Origin of the sequence: Achromobacter xylosoxidans, from assembly GCF_002192695.1 — a bacterium.
Taxonomy (GTDB): domain Bacteria; phylum Pseudomonadota; class Gammaproteobacteria; order Burkholderiales; family Burkholderiaceae_B; genus Achromobacter; species Achromobacter xylosoxidans_C.
This window is the reverse complement of record NZ_MTLG01000008.1, coordinates 33,371-50,783: the sequence shown is the minus strand read 5'-3', so window position 1 is coordinate 50,783 and position 17,413 is coordinate 33,371. Positions and strand designations below refer to the sequence as shown.

General features: G+C 65.3%; 17 protein-coding genes. 6 read left to right on the top strand and 11 right to left on the bottom strand.

Translation table 11 applies throughout. The features are described 5' to 3' along the window. Positions 1-20: 20 nt before the first annotated feature. The 10 genes from argC to pmbA form a co-directional block, all read right to left on the bottom strand. Positions 21-1,085 carry an N-acetyl-gamma-glutamyl-phosphate reductase gene (gene argC, locus BRO63_RS01840; protein ID WP_088138279.1) on the bottom strand — a complete coding sequence of 355 codons (1,065 nt, stop codon included), beginning with the start codon at positions 1,083-1,085 and terminating at the stop codon, positions 21-23. A gap of 215 nt (positions 1,086-1,300) precedes the next feature. Then, the gene (gene rpsI, locus BRO63_RS01835; RefSeq protein WP_006217310.1) at positions 1,301-1,693 is read right to left on the bottom strand and encodes a 30S ribosomal protein S9; all 393 of its coding nucleotides are present in this window, start codon (positions 1,691-1,693) and stop codon (positions 1,301-1,303) included. Positions 1,694-1,702: 9 nt separating this feature from the next. Next, positions 1,703-2,131: a 50S ribosomal protein L13 gene (gene rplM, locus BRO63_RS01830; protein WP_013391412.1), complete on the bottom strand. Its 429-nt coding sequence runs from the start codon at positions 2,129-2,131 to the stop codon at positions 1,703-1,705. Between the two features lie 297 nt (positions 2,132-2,428). Continuing rightward, complete coding sequence (locus BRO63_RS01825; protein WP_054458384.1) at positions 2,429-3,139, bottom strand: ABC transporter ATP-binding protein; 711 nt, start codon at positions 3,137-3,139, stop codon at positions 2,429-2,431. After that, positions 3,136-3,924, bottom strand: coding sequence for an ABC transporter ATP-binding protein (locus BRO63_RS01820; RefSeq protein ID WP_088138278.1), 789 nt, complete (start codon positions 3,922-3,924; stop codon positions 3,136-3,138). The genes BRO63_RS01825 and BRO63_RS01820 overlap by 4 nt, the downstream gene beginning before the upstream one ends. Beyond that, positions 3,917-4,792 (bottom strand): branched-chain amino acid ABC transporter permease, encoded by an 876-nt coding sequence (locus tag BRO63_RS01815; protein ID WP_088138277.1) that lies wholly within the window; start codon positions 4,790-4,792, stop codon positions 3,917-3,919. The genes BRO63_RS01820 and BRO63_RS01815 overlap by 8 nt, the downstream gene beginning before the upstream one ends. Positions 4,793-4,795: 3 nt before the next feature. Further along, positions 4,796-5,677 carry a branched-chain amino acid ABC transporter permease gene (locus tag BRO63_RS01810; protein WP_054458379.1) on the bottom strand — a complete coding sequence of 294 codons (882 nt, stop codon included), beginning with the start codon at positions 5,675-5,677 and terminating at the stop codon, positions 4,796-4,798. 169 nt (positions 5,678-5,846) lie between these two features. Beyond that, positions 5,847-7,001 (bottom strand): ABC transporter substrate-binding protein, encoded by a 1,155-nt coding sequence (locus BRO63_RS01805; RefSeq protein ID WP_088138276.1) that lies wholly within the window; start codon positions 6,999-7,001, stop codon positions 5,847-5,849. A 255-nt stretch (positions 7,002-7,256) separates the two neighbouring features. Beyond that, the gene (locus tag BRO63_RS01800; RefSeq protein ID WP_088138275.1) at positions 7,257-8,354 is read right to left on the bottom strand and encodes a TRAP transporter substrate-binding protein; all 1,098 of its coding nucleotides are present in this window, start codon (positions 8,352-8,354) and stop codon (positions 7,257-7,259) included. A gap of 170 nt (positions 8,355-8,524) precedes the next feature. Further along, complete coding sequence (pmbA, locus tag BRO63_RS01795; protein ID WP_088138274.1) at positions 8,525-9,889, bottom strand: metalloprotease PmbA; 1,365 nt, start codon at positions 9,887-9,889, stop codon at positions 8,525-8,527. Positions 9,890-9,947: 58 nt separating this feature from the next. Between pmbA and yjgA the strand changes: the two genes are divergently transcribed. From yjgA to BRO63_RS01765, 6 genes are all read left to right on the top strand, one after another. Continuing rightward, complete coding sequence (gene yjgA / locus BRO63_RS01790) at positions 9,948-10,499, top strand: ribosome biogenesis factor YjgA (RefSeq protein WP_088138273.1); 552 nt, start codon at positions 9,948-9,950, stop codon at positions 10,497-10,499. 19 nt (positions 10,500-10,518) lie between these two features. Further along, positions 10,519-11,196, top strand: coding sequence for an alpha/beta hydrolase (locus BRO63_RS01785; protein WP_088138272.1), 678 nt, complete (start codon positions 10,519-10,521; stop codon positions 11,194-11,196). 336 nt (positions 11,197-11,532) lie between these two features. Then, a complete protein-coding gene (locus tag BRO63_RS01780) occupies positions 11,533-12,537 on the top strand; it encodes an ABC transporter substrate-binding protein (RefSeq protein ID WP_179215016.1) in 1,005 nt (334 codons plus the stop codon). Continuing rightward, the gene (locus BRO63_RS01775) at positions 12,537-13,352 is read left to right on the top strand and encodes an ABC transporter ATP-binding protein (protein WP_088138370.1); all 816 of its coding nucleotides are present in this window, start codon (positions 12,537-12,539) and stop codon (positions 13,350-13,352) included. Before BRO63_RS01780 ends, BRO63_RS01775 begins: the two co-directional genes overlap by 1 nt. A gap of 3 nt (positions 13,353-13,355) precedes the next feature. After that, the gene (locus tag BRO63_RS01770) at positions 13,356-14,192 is read left to right on the top strand and encodes an ABC transporter permease (protein ID WP_088138270.1); all 837 of its coding nucleotides are present in this window, start codon (positions 13,356-13,358) and stop codon (positions 14,190-14,192) included. Positions 14,193-14,201: 9 nt separating this feature from the next. Continuing rightward, complete coding sequence (locus BRO63_RS01765; protein ID WP_088138269.1) at positions 14,202-14,894, top strand: isochorismatase family cysteine hydrolase; 693 nt, start codon at positions 14,202-14,204, stop codon at positions 14,892-14,894. Positions 14,895-14,906: 12 nt separating this feature from the next. Here BRO63_RS01765 and BRO63_RS01760 read toward each other — a convergent pair whose 3' ends face one another. Further along, positions 14,907-17,348 carry a bifunctional acetate--CoA ligase family protein/GNAT family N-acetyltransferase gene (locus BRO63_RS01760; RefSeq protein WP_088138268.1) on the bottom strand — a complete coding sequence of 814 codons (2,442 nt, stop codon included), beginning with the start codon at positions 17,346-17,348 and terminating at the stop codon, positions 14,907-14,909. Positions 17,349-17,413: the final 65 nt, after the last annotated feature.

The following is a 17,413-nucleotide window of genomic DNA, read 5'->3' as shown; positions in this document are numbered from 1 at the left end:
TGGCCGCAAGCCTGCTTACATCAGGGCAGGATCGCGACCTGGTCCAGGCCGGTCGATTCGGCGATGCCGAACATCAGGTTCATGTTCTGCACGGCCTGGCCGGCGGCGCCCTTGACCAGGTTGTCCTGGACCACCAGGACGATCAGCTGGTCGCCATTGCCCGGACGGCTGAGCGCGATGCGCAGGTTGTTGGAGGCGCGCACCGAACGGGTTTCGGGCAGGCTGCCGGCAGGCATCACATCGACGAAGGGTTCGTCGGCGTAGCGCTGTTCGAACAGGGCCTGGAAGTCGGTGTCGCGGGCTTCCGGCAGGATGCGCGCGTAGATGGTGGAGAACATGCCGCGGATCATCGGCACCAGATGGGGCACGAAGGTCAGGCCGACCTGGCCGCCAGCGATCTTTTCCAGCTGCGCGACGATTTCAGGGTGGTGGCGGTGGCCGGCCACGCCATAGGCCTTGAAGTTGTCGGAGGCTTCAGAGAAGAGCGAGCCCACTTCGGCCTTGCGGCCGGCGCCCGACACGCCCGACTTGCAGTCGGCGATCAGGGTTTGCGCATCGATCAGCTTCTTGCCGCCTTCGAGCAACGGGGCCAGGCCCAGCAGCACGGTGGTGGGGTAGCAGCCGGGGTTGCCGATGACGCGGGCCTTGGAGATGGCCTCGCGGTTCAGTTCCACCAAGCCATACTGGGACTCGGCCAGGATGTCCGGGCAGGTGTGGGGAATCTTGTACCAGCGTTCGAAGGTCGGGATGTCCTGCAGGCGGAAGTCCGCGGCCAGGTCGATGACTTTGGTGCCCGCATTGATGAGTTCCTGGGCCTGGGCCATGGCCACGCCGTGGGGCGTCGCGAAGAACACGACGTCGCAATCCGTCAGCGTGGCTTTTTCCGGCGCGGAGAAGGCGAGGTTCACGCGGCCGCGCAGGTTCGGGTACATATCAGCCACCGGCAGCCCGTCTTCCTTGCGGGACGTGATGGCGGTCAATTCCACATTGGGATGCTGCGACAGCAAGCGCAGCAGCTCGACGCCGGTGTAACCGGTGCCGCCGACGATACCAACCTTGATGCGGGTGTTCGATGCTTGGGCCATGATGTGTGCTCTTCGTAGAACGAGGATCGATTGTATCGCTCGGGAAAGCGGGTGTTGCGGCTAAGAGCCCGAAATGGCACCGCAGGTCCTTCTTTCCGACCGGAGGGAATGCGCGGAGTTCCGCGCGGGACGTACAACGGCCGGACGGCGTCCGGCGCTGGAACGGATAGTGCGAAAAAAAGCCCGCCGAAGCGGGCTTTTCTTGCAGCAGCGTATTAACGCTTGCTGAACTGCTTGCGCCGACGTGCCTTGCGGAAGCCGACCTTCTTGCGTTCGACTTCGCGGGCATCGCGGGTGACAAAGCCAGCTTGCGACAGTGCGGGCTTCAGGGTCGCGTCGTAGTCGATCAGGGCACGCGTGATGCCGTGACGGACTGCGCCGGCCTGGCCGGTTTCACCGCCGCCGTGCACGTTGACCTTGATGTCGAACGATTCCAGGTGGCCGGTCAGTTCCAGCGGCTGGCGCACGATCATGCGGCCGGTTTCGCGGGCGAAGAAGTCGTCGACGGGCTTGCCGTTGACAACGATCTTACCCGTGCCCTTCTTGATGAAAACGCGAGCCACCGAGGTTTTGCGACGGCCGGTTCCGTAATTCCAGTTACCGATCATGGCGTTTCCTTAGATATCCAGCGTCTTGGGCTGCTGGGCGGTGTGCGGGTGCTCGGCACCGGCGTACACCTTCAGTTTCTTGATCATGGCGTAGCCGAGAGGACCCTTGGGCAGCATGCCCTTGACAGCCTTCTGGATGGCGCGGCCGGGAAAACGCTCTTGCATCTTCTCGAAGTTCGTTTCACGGATACCGCCCGGGTACGTCGTGTGGCGGAAGTACTTCTTGTCCTTCGCCTTGGCGCCCGTAACAACGATATCGGCAGCGTTGACGATGACGATGTAGTCACCGGTATCAACGTGCGGCGTGAATTCAGGTTTGTGCTTGCCACGCAGACGACGTGCGACTTCGCTGGCCACACGACCGAGGACTTTGCCCTTGGCGTCGATCACAAACCAGTCACGTTGGACTTCATGCGGCTTGGCCACAAAGGTCTTCATGATGGTTCCTAAGAATAAAAAATTTCCTGGCTGGACCATCCAGCCAGTTTTTTTCCCTGAACTGGACCGAATTCCGGAAAAAACCACTAAGGTTCCCGACAAATTCAGTCGATATCAGCGTCTTGCCTAAGCGTTATTACCCGCCCGTGCATTGGCCAAAATGAGGGAAAGCCTGCGATTCTAACACAGCTGCTCAAAAAGTGGGCAACTTAATCCTCGTCGGAAATACGCCAACGGCGCCCTGAGGCGCCGCCGGCACATCCAAACAATCAGGGACGCACGCCCTGGAGCGCCCGCTCAGGCGCCCAGGTAGGCTTCCAGCACGCGCGGATGGCCCAGTAGTTCACGACCCGTGCCGGTCAGCGCCATGGCGCCGTTCTCCAGCACATAGCCATGCTGGGCGATCTTCAGCGCCTGGCGCACGTTCTGCTCGACCAGGAACAGGGTCAGGCCGTCGGCGTTGATCGCGCGCAGGGAGCGGAAGATCTCCTGCACCACGATGGGCGCCAACCCCATGGAGGGCTCGTCCAGCAGCAGCAGGCGCGGCTTGGCCATCAAGGCCCGGCCGATGGCCAGCATCTGCTGCTCGCCGCCGGACAGGTTGCCGGCGATGCCGGTGATCCGTTCCTTCAGGCGCGGGAACAGGTTGAACACATATTCCAGGTCCGAATCGACGTTCTTGAGGCCACGGCGGTAGGCGCCCAGCTCCAGGTTTTCGAGCACGGTCATGGTGGTGAGGATGGCCCGCCCTTCCGGCACCTGGACGATGCCGCGCGCCACCAGCTGGTGCGGCGGCAGGTTGGTGATGTCCTCGCCTTCGAAGGTGATCTTGCCGCGCGCCTTGGGCAAGAGGCCCGACAGCGCCAGCAGCGTGGTCGACTTGCCGGCGCCGTTGGCGCCGACCAGGGCGGTGATTTCCTTGGCGTTCAGGTCCAGGTCGATGCCGCGGACGGCTTCGATGTGGCCGTAATTGACCTCGAGTCCGCGGACTTCCAGCATGGCGCTCATTGTGCGGCCTCCGCTTGTTCGGTGTCTTCGTCGTCTTCGCGGCCCAGGTAGGCTTCGATGACCTGTTCGTTGTTGCGGATCTCGTCGGGTCCGCCGCAAGCGATGATCTTGCCGAAGTTCAGCACCGCGATGCGTTCGCACAAGCCCATGACGAAGCGCATGTCGTGCTCGATCATGAGGATGGTGTAGCCGCGGTCGCGAATGGCCAGGATCTCGCGCATGAGTTCGGCGCGCTCGCCGGTGTTCATGCCGGCGACCGGCTCGTCCAGCAGCAGCAGCTTGGGCTCGGTGGCCAGCGCGCGCGCCAGCTCCAGGCGGCGCTGTTCGCCGTAGGACAGGTTGTCGGCCAGATCGTTGGCCTTGTGGTCCAGGCGCATCCAGGTGAGCAGTTCGTGCGCGCGCTCGCGGGCGCGCTTTTCGTGCTCGCGGTAGCCCGGCAGGCCCAGCAGCAGGCTGGGGAAGCCGTAATTCATATGGCGGTAGGCGCCCACCACCACGTTCTCCAGCAGCGTCATCTCTTTGAAGAGACGGATGTTCTGGAAGGTGCGGGCGATGCCCATGCGCGTGATGCGGTGCGGCCGCTTGTCCAGCACGCTCTGGCCGTTGAACGTGATCGTGCCGCCGCTGGGCGGCAGCAGGCCGGTGATGAGGTTGAACACCGTGGTCTTGCCGGCGCCGTTGGGACCGATCAGACCGAAGATGGCGCCCTCGGGCACGGACAGACTGACGTCATGCAGCACATGCAGGCCGCCGAAGCTCTTGGAGACGGAAGAAAGCTCAAGCATGGCGCTTGCCTCCCTGGCGTCCTTGGCGCATCCAGCGCTTGAAGCGCGCCGGATCCCAGATGCCTTGCGGCAGGAACAACACAATCACCACCAGAATCACTCCATTCGCGACCAGGCGCAGATCGGCAAAACCACGCAGCATTTCCGGCAGCACGGTAATGATGAAGCTGCCCAGCACGGGACCGGCCAGGCCGCCGATGCCTCCCAGGATCGCCATGGTCAGGATTTCCACGCCACGGTCGAAACCGTATTCGTTGGGGCCGATGAAGAAGGTCAGGTGCGCGTTCAGGGCGCCCGCCAGGCCCGCGATCATCGCGCCGGCCACGAAGGCCAGCATCTTGTTGGCGCGCACGTCGATGCCCATCAGGCCGGCCGCGGTTTCATCGCCGCGGATGGCGTCGAACGAGCGCCCGATCTTGGAAGCGCGCACGCGCCACAGCACGAACAGCACGATGACGACGGCCAGCACCACATGCCACCACTGCGTCAGCTGCGGGATGCCGTTAAGGCCCAGCGCGCCGCCGGTGATGGACTCGGTGTTGAGGATGGTCACGCGGACCACTTCGCCAAAGCCCAGCGTGGCCATGGCGAGGTAGACCCCGGACAGCCGCAAGGTCGGCAAGCCGATCAGCGCCGCCACCAGCGCGGGCGCGGCCATGCCGCCGGCAAGCGCGACCGAGAACGGCGCATCGTAGTTCATGGTGAGCAGCGCGGCGGCGTACGCCCCGATGCCCATGAAGGCCGCGTTGGCCATGGCCAGCATGCCGCAAGCCAGGGTCAGCCAGATGGAGAGAGCCAGCAAGGCGTTGGTGCCCAGCGTGAGCACCAGGTTGCCGTAAATGGCCCAGAAGTTTTCGAATCCGCTCATTCTTTAAGCCTTGCGTTGAACCACTTTGCCGAACAGACCTTGCGGGCGCACCAGCAGGATCAGGAACAGCAGGCCGAAAGCCACCGCATCGCGCATGGTGGAGCCGATATAGGCCACCGACAGCACCTCGGCGAAGCCCAGGAACAGGCCGCCCAGCATGGCGCCGCGGATGTCGCCCATGCCGCCCAGGATGATGACCGCGATGCCCTTGTGCAGCATCGGCTGGCCCATCAGGGGGAACAGCGCATTGGAGTACAGGCCGATCAGCACGCCGGCCACGCCGCCCAGGGCGGCCGCGGCGAACGAGGTGGTGACGAACAGCTTTTCGACGTTGATGCCCAGCAGCCAGGCAGCCTTGGGCGATTCGGCGATGGCGCGCAGGGCGCGGCCGAATTGCGTGCGGCGCATGACGTACATCAGCACGGCCATCAGCGCGAAAGACAGGAAGATGATGCCCAGCTCAATGACCGTCAGGTGCAGGCCGGCGACCTCGATCACTTCCTCGGGCACGGTGCCGTGCGGGAAGCGCAGGTTGCTGGCGCCGAAGATGCCCTGGGCGGTGTTGTTCAGGATGATGCCCACGCCGATGGTGGCGATCATGGGGATCAGGTGGGGCGCGTTGCGCTTGCGCAGCGGCTTGAGCACCAGGTAGTCGATGATGACCCCGGTAAAGCCGGCGACGAAGAACGCGGCCATCAGCCCCGCCCACAAGGGCAGGCTGAATTGCTGGACGACGAACAGTGCCGCGTAGGCGCCAACCATGAAGACGGCGCCATGCGCCAGGTTGATCACCCCGAGCACGCCGAAGATCAGCGTGAAGCCCAGCGCGAACAGTGCATACACACAGCCCAGCGACAAGGCATTGACGAATTGTTGTTCGAACATGATGGGACTTTCCAAAGCTGTGAGGGCCCCATGCAGCGCCCACTGCATGGCCTTGAGCCTCCCGGCAGGGAAGCATTTCTTTTAGGGTGACGGCCCTGCGATAAAAAGCGCCTTGCGGACGACCATGCCGTCCGCAAGGCGCATCCCCCCGCGCGGGGATGCGTAGCGCTTACTTCTCGATGACGTACTTGCCGTCCTTCGTCACGCTGACGATGGGGGCCTGATCGGCGTCGTAGCCAGCGGGCTTGCCGGCGCGGTCGTTGGCCTGGCGGAACTTGAACGGGCCGGTGGCGCCGGTCCAGGTCACCGAAGGCAGCGCATCGCGCAGGGCTGCGCGGTCCTTGGGCAGGTCGCCCGAGATCTTGACGTTCTTCAGCGCCTGGGCGGCGATGTACATGGCGTCATACGACTGGGCCGCGAACTGGTCGGGCGCGCCGTTGAACTTGGCCTTGTAGGCGTCGATGAACTTGACGTTCTCGGGGGCCTTGTTCTCGATCGACCAGGGGCTGCCGATCCACAGATTGTTCGACGCGCCGCCAGGGGCCAGGTCGAAAATCTTGACCGAGTTCATGCCGTTGCCGCCGATGACGGGCACGTTCAGGCCCAGTTGGCGGGCCTGCACCATGATCGGGGCGCCTTCGGCCAGCAGTGCGGACAGCACGATGGCGTCGGGGTTGGTGCCCTTGATCTTGGTCAGCTGGGCCTTGAAGTCCACGTCGCCCTTGGCGAACGTTTCGGTCGTGGTGACCGGGATCTTCTGGTCTTCCAGGGCCTTCTTGAAGTTGTCGTAGCCGCTCTTGGTGAAGACGTCGTCGTTGCCGTAGAGCACCGCCACGTTCTTCAGGCCGGTCTTGGCCTTGACGGTGGAGATGGTGGCCGGCAGCACGTCGGCTTCGGTGACCGAGTTGCGGAACACGTAGTTGCCGATGGAGGTGATGCCGTCAGCGGTATTGGAAGTGCCGAAGGCGACCGTCTTGGCGGCCTGGGCGATCGGGTCGGCGGCTTGGGCCGAGTTCGACAGCGTCGGGCCGAAGACCATCAGGACGTTGTCCTTGAAGATCAGCTTCTTGAAGACGTTGATCGCTTCTTCTTTCTTGCCTTGTTCGTCCTCGACCACGAGCACGATCTTGTTGCCGTTGATGCCGCCGGCGGCGTTGATTTCATCAGCGGCCAGCTGGAAACCGTTGCGGATCGACACGCCGTACTGGGCGGCGCCGCCCGACAGGGCTTCGGCCACGCCGATCTTGATGTCGGCCGCGTGGGCAGCCGGGACGATACCGGCAGCGATCAGCGCGGCCAGCAGCTTCTTGGTCTTGGATTGCATGGTTGTTACCACCTTAAAGTCTGTCTCGGAATATTGGTATCCGGGCTGATGTAATCCTGCCGGATTGACGTCGGATGCCGCCTAAAGGCGCCATGTTTGCGCGTCAAGACCCGGGATATTACTCCTTTGTATCAGGCGGCTACTCGAACGCCATTCAACAAAAGCCTACAAACCGCCCATTTTTTTGTAAAAAACGTGTGGTTACTAGCAAAAACCCTAACGCTGGCCGAATGTTATTCGGCAGGCGTAAGTGTCCTATGTTCTGGCCGATAACGCTACGCCCAAGTATTGGTCGTAGGCGCTTTCGGTCAGGCGGAACCATGGCATTTCGCTGTCGCGAAAACCCATGTAACTATCATGCATCGCCTTGAATCTGGGGTCTTTGGCGGCCAAGTCCTTGTATAGCTGCTGCGTGGCCTCGAACGCCAGGTCCATGATGGACCGCGGGTATGTCCGGATTTGGGCGCCGTTTGCCGTCAATTGGGCCAGGGCGGCCGCATTGCGCGCGTCGTAGCGGGCGATGGTGGCGGCATGCGCGGCCTGGACGGCTGCGTCCACCACGGCCTGGTAGTTCTTGGGCAGCGCATTCCAGGCCTCGTCATTGATATAGAGCGACAGCTGTTCGCCGGGCGCCCACCAGCCGGGTGCGTAGTAATACTTAGCAACCTTATTGAGCCCGAGCTTGTCGTCGTCGTAGGGGCCCGCGCCCGCCACCGCCTGCAGGCCATCCTTCTCGAAGGCCTCGGCCAGCTTGGCGGGATCGGCCTGCTGCGGCGCCACGCCCAGCTTGGCCAGCACGTCGCCGGCCAAGCCGCCGACGCGCATTTTCAGGTCTTTCAGGTCACCGGCGCGCTTGATTTCCTTGGTGTACCAGCCGCCCATCTGGGCGCCGGTGTTGCCCAGCGGAAAGTTGATGATTTTTTCAGGCTTGAAGAGTTCGCGCGTCAGCCGCAGGCCGCCGCCTTCGCTCATCCAGGCGTTCATCTGCCTGGCGTTCAGGCCGAAGGGCACGGCGGCGTCGAAGCAGAAGACGGGGTTCTTGGCGTAGTAAGCGCGGGACGAGGCATGGCCGCATTCCACCTTCTTGGTGGAAACCGCTTCCATCAGGTCCGCGGCGGGCACGATCTCGCCCTCGGGGAAGTGGCGGATGTTGAACTTTCCGCCCGTGGCTTCGGAGACGAACTTGCAGAAGCTTTCGCCGGCGCCGATGCGCAGATCCAGGGCGCTGGGGAAGCCGGAAGACAGGCGCCAGCTCAATGAGGGCATGTCCTGCGCGAACGCGGGCGCGCTGACGGCGGCTCCGGTGGCGACAGCGCCGAGACCGGCGTGCTTCAAGAACGAACGTCGTTGCATCTCTTTGCTCCTTTACAGCAACACCTGGGACATCAAGCGATACCTGGCGGATATTACACATTGATATCGGCCTGCCTGGCCACACTATCAGGTAAGGGATTGCAAAGACCGGAACGACCGCCCGGTCTGCGTGGAGGCCGCGGCACATCATGCCGCGGCCGTACGCAGGATCAGATTCCGGCGATCGCCATCTGCTCGATCAGGATCGAGCCGGTGGTCTTGGTGCCGCGCGAAATCGTGTCGGCGCCGACCGCCACGATCTGCTTGAACATGTCGGCCAGATTGCCGGCGATGGTGATTTCCTGCACGGCGTGCTGGATCTTGCCGTTTTCCACCCAGTAGCCGAACGCGCCGCGCGAGTAGTCGCCCGTGACGTAGTTGACGCCCTGGCCGATCAACTCGGTGACGAGAAAGCCCGTGCCCATCTTCTTGAGCATGGCTTCGAAGTCGTCGCCGCGGCGGGTGCGGGTGGAGCTGAACACCAGGTTATGCGAGCCGCCGGCGTTGCCGGTGGTCGTCATGCCCAGCTTGCGGGCGGTGTAGGACGACAGGAAGTAGCCTTCCAGCACCCCGGCCGACACCACGCTGCGGCTGCGCGTGCGCACGCCTTCGTCGTCGAAGGGCGAGCTGCCCATGGCGCCGCGGATGTGCGGGTCTTCGGTCAGGTTGATGTGATCCGGAAAGATGGGCTTGCCCAGCGCGTCCAGCAGAAAGCTGGCCTTGCGGTACAACGCGCCGCCGTTGGCGGCCTGGGTCAAGGCGCCCACCAGCCCCAGCGCCAGCGGCGCTTCGAACAGGACGGGGAACTTGCCAGTGCGGATGCGGCGGGCCGACAGGCGCGACAGCGTGCGCTCGGCGGCGTAGCGGCCGATGGCTTCGGGCGAGGCCAGCTTGGCCGGGTCGCGTTCGGAGCTGTACCAGTAATCGCGCTGCATGCCGTTGCCGCGGCCGGCGATGGGGGCAACCGACAGGCTGTGGCGCGAATACGGATAGCCGCCCAGGAAGCCCCGGGTGTTGCCCATCACGAACTGGCCTTCGTAGGTGCCGACGGTGGCGCCGTCGGTATTGGTGATGCGCGCATCGACCTCGCGGGCGGCGCGTTCGGCGCGCAGAGCCAGCTCGGCGGCTTCTTCGGTGGACACGCCCCAGGCGTGGTGCAGGTCCAGGTCGGGGAATTCGGTGGCCAGTTGGTCGGCGTCGGGCAGGCCGGCGGCCGGATCGGCGGCGGTGTGGCGCGCAATGTGCCAGGCGGCTTCGACCGTCTGGCGCAACGCGGCTTCGGAAAAGTCGGAGGTGGAGGCGGAGCCGCGGCTCTGGCCGGCGTAGACCGTCAGGTCCAGCGAGCGGTCGCGGGTCTGTTCGACGGTTTCGATGTCGTTCTTGCGCACGGAGACCGACAGGCCCAGGCTTTCCGAGACTTCCGCCGCGGCGTCGGAGGCGCCGATCTGGCGCGCGTAGGCGAGGGTTTGTTCGACCAGTTCGGAAAAACGCGCGTGATTCGCCGCCAGCGGCAAGGATGAGGAGGTTTTAACCATTGCTGTCCAATTTGCAGAGACGGTTATCATAGCCAAGTCTGTCATTGCGCAGTTTTCCATGAATTCCCATATTGAAGAAGAATCCGTCGACGACGGTTACGACGAGAACGGCTACGACCGTCCCAGCAAGTCCCAGGTCAAGCGCGAAATGCATGCCTTGCTGGACCTGGGCAAGCAGCTGATCGAACTGTCCCCCGAACGCCTCAAGCAATTGCCGCTGGCCGAGCGCCTCTATGAGGCGATCCGCACCGCGCAGCGCACCACTGGGCGCGAGGGCAAGCGCCGCCAGGTTCACTTCGTGGGCAAGCTGATGCGCGACGCGCCGGCCGACGAGATCCGCGCCCAGCTCGATGTCTGGGAAAACGGCTCGCGCGAGGAAACCGCCGCCATGCACCGGCTGGAAATGCTGCGTGACCGCCTGCTCGACGACGACGAGGCCCTGACCAGGCTGCTCAACAGCAATCCGCAGGCTGACGTGCAGCAGCTGCGCGCGCTGATCCGCGCCGCCCGCAAGGAAAAGCTGGCCAACGCCGCCCTGCTGCAAGGCCAGGAGCCGCAAAAGAAGCACTACCGCGCGCTGTTCCAGGCCTTGAAGACCCTCACTCTTTGATTTTCACCGTCCGCCGTCCATGAACGCTCCGACCGACCTGCTCGATTGCATCGAGATCGAAACCGCCCCCAATCCCACGCATGCCGTGATCTGGCTGCATGGCCTGGGCGCCGACGGCAACGACTTCGCGCCCATCGTGCCGGAGCTGGACCTTCCCGCCGGCGCCTCGGTGCGCTTCGTGTTCCCGAACGCGCCGGTGCAGCGCGTGACGATCAATAACGGCATGGCGATGCGCTCCTGGTACGACATCCTGGTCATGGACCTGGTGCGCGTCGAGGACGCCCGTGGCATCCGCGCCTCCGAGGCCGCGATCCACAAGCTGATCGCGCGCGAGAACACGCGCGGCATTCCGACCTCGAAGATCGTGCTGGCGGGTTTTTCGCAGGGCTGCGCCATGACCCTGCACACCGGCATCCGCCTGCCGGAAAAGCTGGCGGGCATGATGGGTTTGTCGGGCTATCTGCCGCTGCTGGACACGGCCGAGGCCGAACGCAACAGCGCCAATCAGGACACGCCCATCTTCCTGGCCCACGGCCAGTACGACCCGGTGGTGTCGCTGCCGCGCGCCCAGGCCTCGCTGGCCGAACTGCAGCGGCTGGGTTACGACGTGCAATGGCATACCTACCCGATGCCGCACTCGGTCTGCGCCGAGGAAGTGGCGGATATCTCCAAGTTCCTGAATCAAGTCCTGGTCTGAAGACCCTGCGGGGCCGCGCCCGGCGGCCCTGATCGCGGCAGATGGGCGCCGCGCGCCCTGCCCGCCCACTCGCAGGCCCTGGCGGCCTGCGATTTCATTTTGTATACCAACTGGTATCCCAGCCTGGAATTTTCCTGGGTTGGCTTTCCCTCGTCCATAGAGAAAAACGCCAACTGCAAAAAGCTTGTCGCCTATTTGTATTGAATATAGTATTCGATCCAAGCCTTACCGGCCCGGGCGACCAGTTCGGGCTTCCCTGTTGTTGTTGTCGATCCATCCCATTGGCCGTGTTGCGCCGGGTTTCGGCGTGGCATTCAAGACGCAGGAGAAAGTCCCGTGAAATCCTTGCCATCGCCCCGACTGGCGGCTGCGGCGCTGTTCGCGCTGTTCGCCCCCCTGGCCGCCCAGGCCGAAGCCCTCAATCCCCCCGTGAAGATCCGCTACGAAGAAGTGGTGCGGTCGATACTCTACGTGCCCAAATACGTGGCCCTGTCGCAGGGCTACTTCAAGGACGCCGGCCTGGACGTGTCCATGAAGACCTCGCAAGGCACCGACAAAGGCATGACCGCCCTGCTGTCCGGCAGCGCCGACATCGTGCTGATTGGCCCCGAGGCCTCCATCTATGTCCACAACAGCGAATCCCCGGTCAAGCCGAAGATCTTCGCCGGACTGACCGCCACCGACGGCTTCTTCCTGCTGGCGCGCAAGCCGGTGGAGAAATTCGACTGGTCCATGCTCAAGGGCAAGGAAGTGATCGGCTTTCGGCCCGGGTCCAATCCCATCGTGTTCCTGGAAACGGCGCTGCGCAAGCATGGCGTGGATCCGCAGAAGGACGTGAAGCTGCTCAACAACATCGGCATCCCGGCGCGCGCCGGCGCGTGGATGGCGGGCCAGGGCGAGTACGGCATCTTTCTTGAACCCGAGGCCGGCGAGCTGGTGCGCAACGGCAAGGGCTACATCGTCGCTTCGGTGGGACATGAGGTCGGCCAGGTCGACTACACCGTGTTCACCGCCACCGACAAATACATCCGCGACAACCCCAAGGTCATCCAGGCCTGGACCAACGTGGTGGCGCGCGCCGAGAAGTACGTGAAGGACACGCCCGCCGCCACGCTGACGCCGCAGATCATGAGCTACTTCCCCGGCATGGACCAGGCCGCGGTGACCGAGGCCATCGAGCGCTACAAGAAGTACCAGATCTGGAAGACCACGCCGCTGGTGACGGCCGAGGCCATGAACCAATTGCAGGACATGCTGATCGCCAGCGCCGTCATGAAGGACAGCGCCCGCGTGAAGTACGAGGACGTGGTGGTGGCCGACTTCGCCAAGAAGGCCCAATGATGGGGGCCGTCGTCCACAACCTGAAGCCGGATACCGCCACGGCCAAGATCGAACTGCGCGAGGTCTGTCTTTCCTACTTCACCCAGGAAGGCGAGACCGAGGCGCTGGCCAATGTGTCGTTCACGCTGGCGGCGGGCGAGTTCGTCAGCCTGATCGGACAGAGCGGCTGCGGCAAGAGCACGCTGCTGTCGCTGATCGCCGGGCTGATCCCGCCCACGTCGGGCGCCGTGATGATAGACGGCCAGGCCGTGACCAAGCCCAATCCGCGCATCGGCTACATGCTGCAGCAGGACTACCTGTTCGAGTGGCGCACCATCCTGGACAACGTCATGCTGGGCGCGGAGATCCAGGGCCGGCGCGATGCGCGCAGCGAGGCGCGCGCCGTGCATCTGCTGGAGAAATGCGGCTTGGGCGCGTTCCTGTCGCACACGCCGCGCCAGCTGTCCGGCGGCATGCGCCAGCGCGCCGCGCTGGCCCGCACCCTGGTCACCGAGCCCGACGTGATCCTGCTGGACGAGCCCTTTTCGGCGCTGGATTCGCAGACGCGGCTGGCGATCTCCGATGAAGTCGTGGACATCCTGCGGCGCGAAGGCAAGACCGTGGTGCTGGTCACGCACGACATCGGCGAAGCCATCGCCATGACCGACCGTGTGATCGTGCTGTCGCGCCGTCCCGGCCGCCTCAAGAGCCAGTACCGGATCCACTACGGCGACGGCCAGGTCCGGCCCACGCCGTTCCAGGCGCGTTCGCGGCCGGAATTCAATACCTACTTCAAACAGCTGTGGGACGAGCTCGATGTCCACGTGGAGGGTTGACCCATGAACGCGCCCGTCGCCAACACCGTTCCGCTGCGCGCCGTGCGCGCGCCCAGCGAGAAGTACCTGAACTACCTGCGGCGCGACCGCGCGCGCCGCAGGCATATCCGCATCGCGCAGGCGCTGCTCTTGGCGGTATTCCTGTGCGCCTGGGAAATCCTGCCGCGCATGCACATCCTCAACCCGCTCCTGACCAGCTATCCCAGCGCGCTGTGGCCGACCTTCATCGAACTCTGGAACAACGGCGACCTGGGCAAGCACATCATGACCACGCTGAGCGCCACGCTGGTGGGCTTCGGCCTGAGCATGGCGATCGGCATCGTGGTGGCGGCCGCGCTGTGGTGGTCGGACTTCCTGTACAAGGTGCTGGACCCCTTCCTGGTGGTGGCCAACGCCATGCCCAAGATCGCCTTCGTGCCGATCTTCTATCTGTGGCTGGGTTCGGACTACGCGGTGTACGGCATGGCCGTGGCGATCGCGGTGTTCGTGACCATCATGGTGGTGTATGCGGGCTTTCGCGGCATCGACCTGAACAAGGTGAAGCTGGCCCACACCTTCGGCGCCAGCCGCTGGCAGGTGCTGACCAAGGTGGTGCTGCCAGGCAGCGTGCCCACGCTGATCGCCGCCGTGAAGATGAATATCGGCCTGGCGCTGGTGGGGGTGATCGTGGGCGAGTTCCAGTCGGCGGATTCCGGCCTGGGCTTTCTCATCATGAATGGCAGCCAGGTGTTCAAGCTGAACATCGTCATGACGGCCATCGCCATCCTGGCCGTGATTTCAAGCGTGATGTACCTGATCGTCTACCGCATCGAAGCCGCCATCGCGCGGCGCTATGGATAAGGAGCCGCCATGGAATTCCCGCAATGGGTGCAGGACCGCGTGATCGCCCGCCAGGGCCGGCTGCACCCCTATGACGAACTGCCCGCCGCGCGCCTCGCGGTGGTGGTGGTGGACATGCAGCAGTACTTCACGCTGCCCGGCTACCAGGGCGAATGCGCGCCGGCCCGCGAGATCATCGCCCCCATCAACCGCCTGTGCGATGCGGTGCGCGCCGCCGGCGGCACCATCGTCTGGGTGCAGACCGCCTCTGATAACGCCGACTTGTTCTGGTCGCACCACCACGGCGTGATGCTGACCCCGGAGCGCAGCGCCCGGCGCCTGGAAACCCTGCGCCGCGACGCCCCCGGGTACGCGCTGCATCAAGACCTGCACGCGCACGACGCCGACCTGCGGGTGACCAAGCGCTTCTACAGCGCGATGGCTCCGGGATCGTCCGAGCTGGAGCCGCTGTTGCGCGGGCGCGGCGTGGACACGCTGCTGATCGCCGGCACGGTCACCAACGTGTGCTGTGAATCGACGGCGCGCGACGCAATGATGCGCGACTTCCGCACCATCATGGTGGACGATGCGCTGGCGGCGGTCACGCCGGCCGAGCACGAGCACGCGCTGCACGGCTGGATGCTGTTCTTCGGCGACGTGCTGTCGGTGGACGAATCGATCGCGCGGCTCAAGCCCGCCCAGGCGGCCAGGAAGAGCGCCTGAACAGGCTGGATATCAGGACAGGTTCAGCCAGACCCGGCGCATCGTCGGGTCTTCCGGATCCGCGTCGTTGGTGAAGCCCAGGCTGGTCATCAGCGACAGCATGGGCCGGTTGGTCGACAGCACCAGGCCGTCGATGTATTCCAGCCCCTGCTCGCGCGCCGCGTCGATCAGCGCCGTCATCAGCTGGCGGCCCAGGCCGCGGCGCTGCCAGTCGTCGCCGATCACCAGGGCGTACTCCGCCCCCCTGCCGTCCGGGTTGCGCAGGTAATGCGCGAAGCCCACCAGGACCTCGCGCGGATGGCCGCGGTTGGCCGGGTTGGGCACCTGCGTGGCGGCCACCAGGGCCAGCTCGCGGTGATAGTCCACCTGCGTGTAGCGCGACACCATGCGCGGCGTCAGCTCGCGCATCATGGACACGAAGCGCATGTAGCGCGAACGTTCGGACAGGCCGCGAATGAACTCCTGCAGGGCCTCGCCGTCCTCGGGACGGATGGGGCGCAACACCCAGGGTATGCCGTCGGCAAAGCGGCGCACCTGCACCAGCCGGGCCGGATACGGGTGGATCGCCATATGCGGGTAGCCCGCGGTCTGCGGCGTCTCGCAGCCGGGCTTCTCGGTCAGCGTCATGCGCAGCCCGCCGGCGCGCAGATGAGTTTCGCCGGCGTATAGCGGATCGATGTCCAGGGATTCGATATCGGGCAGCTCCGACACCAGCTCGGACACCAGTACCACCGCCTGTTGCAGCGCCTCGGCGGCCATGTGGCCGATGCGCGGCGCCAGCACCCGGCGCCACAAGCGGCTGCGTTCGATCAGCTGGCGGGCCAGGAAGCCGTTGAGCGGCGGCAGGTCGACGCCGCGGTCGGATTGGGACAGCACCGCGTCCGGGCCACCCGCGCCGAAACGGATGACGGGGCCGAACTGCGGATCGCGCCGCACCCGGATCGCCATGGGGCGGGATTCCGGCTCGGCGGCCGCCACGTCCATCGGCGTATCGCGCAGCGGCACGTAGAACAGGGCCAGCAGGCTGCGGATTTCGGAGGTATTCAGTTCGCGCCGGCATTCGGCGCGCACGCGCGCCAGGATCTCGCGCGCGGCCGCCAGGTCCGCCGCGTGGCCGGCCGGCTCCGGCGGCTGCGTCTGCAGCAGCAATTGCTGGTTGTAGTGATGGGTCGCCAGCACGCCGAAGGCGTCGGCGGCCGATTCGGGCGTGCGGAACGCCGAGGTGCCCGCGTCGTCCAGCATGCGCCGCAGCGGCCGCATGCCGGCGTCGCCCATGAAACAGGTGACGACGGGCTTTTTCGCCTTGGGCGCGATCTGCGCCAGTTCGCGCGCCACCGCCGGCATGTCGGCCAGCGCGTCGGGCGCCAGCAGCACCAGCACGCCGTCCACGCCGGCATCGTCGAGCACCGCGTCCAGCATGGCGCGGATGCGTTCCGGCGTCAGCGGCGTGAAGGTGATGACCGGGTTGGCGGTGGCCGCGTCGGGCTCGAGCATGGCCGCCAACGCGCGCTGGGTGGCGGGCGCGAGTTCGGCGCGCAGCACCGCCGCGTCCGGGCCGATCAGGTCCATGGCCAGCTGGGGAGGCCCGCTGCCATTGGAGATCAGCGCCACGCGCCGGCCCTTGGGACGGCGCGTGTAGCCCAGCACCTTGACCGCCGAGAACAGCTGCACGAAGTAGCGCACCCGGACCGCGCCGGCGCGGCGCAGGGCCGCGTCGAAGATGGCGTCGGCGCTATCGGTGTCGGCGCGGCCAGCCTTGAGCACGATCACGGGCTTGACCGAGGCCGCGGCGCGCAGCGTGCTCATGAATTCGCGGGCCGGGCCCACGTCTTCCAGATAGAGCACGATGCTGTCCGTGCGCGGATCGCTGGCCAGGTAGTCCAGCACCTTGGACAGGCCCACCACCGCCTCGTCGCCCAGCGACACGGCGGTGGAAAAGCCGATATGCACGTCCTCGGCCCAGTCCATGACCGCGGCCATGATGGAGCGCGACTGCGCCAGCAGCGCCACGCGGCCAGCGCGCGCCAGCACCGGGTGCTGGCTCAGGTTCAGGCCGGCGTGCGGCCGCTGGGCGCCGAAGGAGCGCGGCCCCAGCAGTTCGCAGCGGTTTTCCTCGGCCCAGGCGCGGCACAGCGCCAGCGTGCCGCGTGGATAGGGATCGGGCAGCGGGTGCGGCAGCAGGATCACCGAACGCGGCGCCAGCGGCGACAGGCGGCGCAGCGTTTCCGGCAGGACCGCCGGCGACACGCAAACCAGGGCCAGATCAGGCCGTTCGCCCGGCGCCAGGCCTTCGAGCCTGTCGGGCAGCTCCGGCGCGACGCCGGCCTCGCAGGCCACTACCGTGGTCTTGCCCTTGAGCGCGGGCGGCAGCGAGGCCGCCGCCGGCAGCGGCCGGTCGGCGACGATCACCAGCGAGGCGGGCTCGAACATCGGGGCGAGAGCGTGTCGCAGCATGGGGGTGGCGCACCCTAATCTAAAATACCCCTCATCGTAACAAGACAATCCCGCTCTACGTTTGA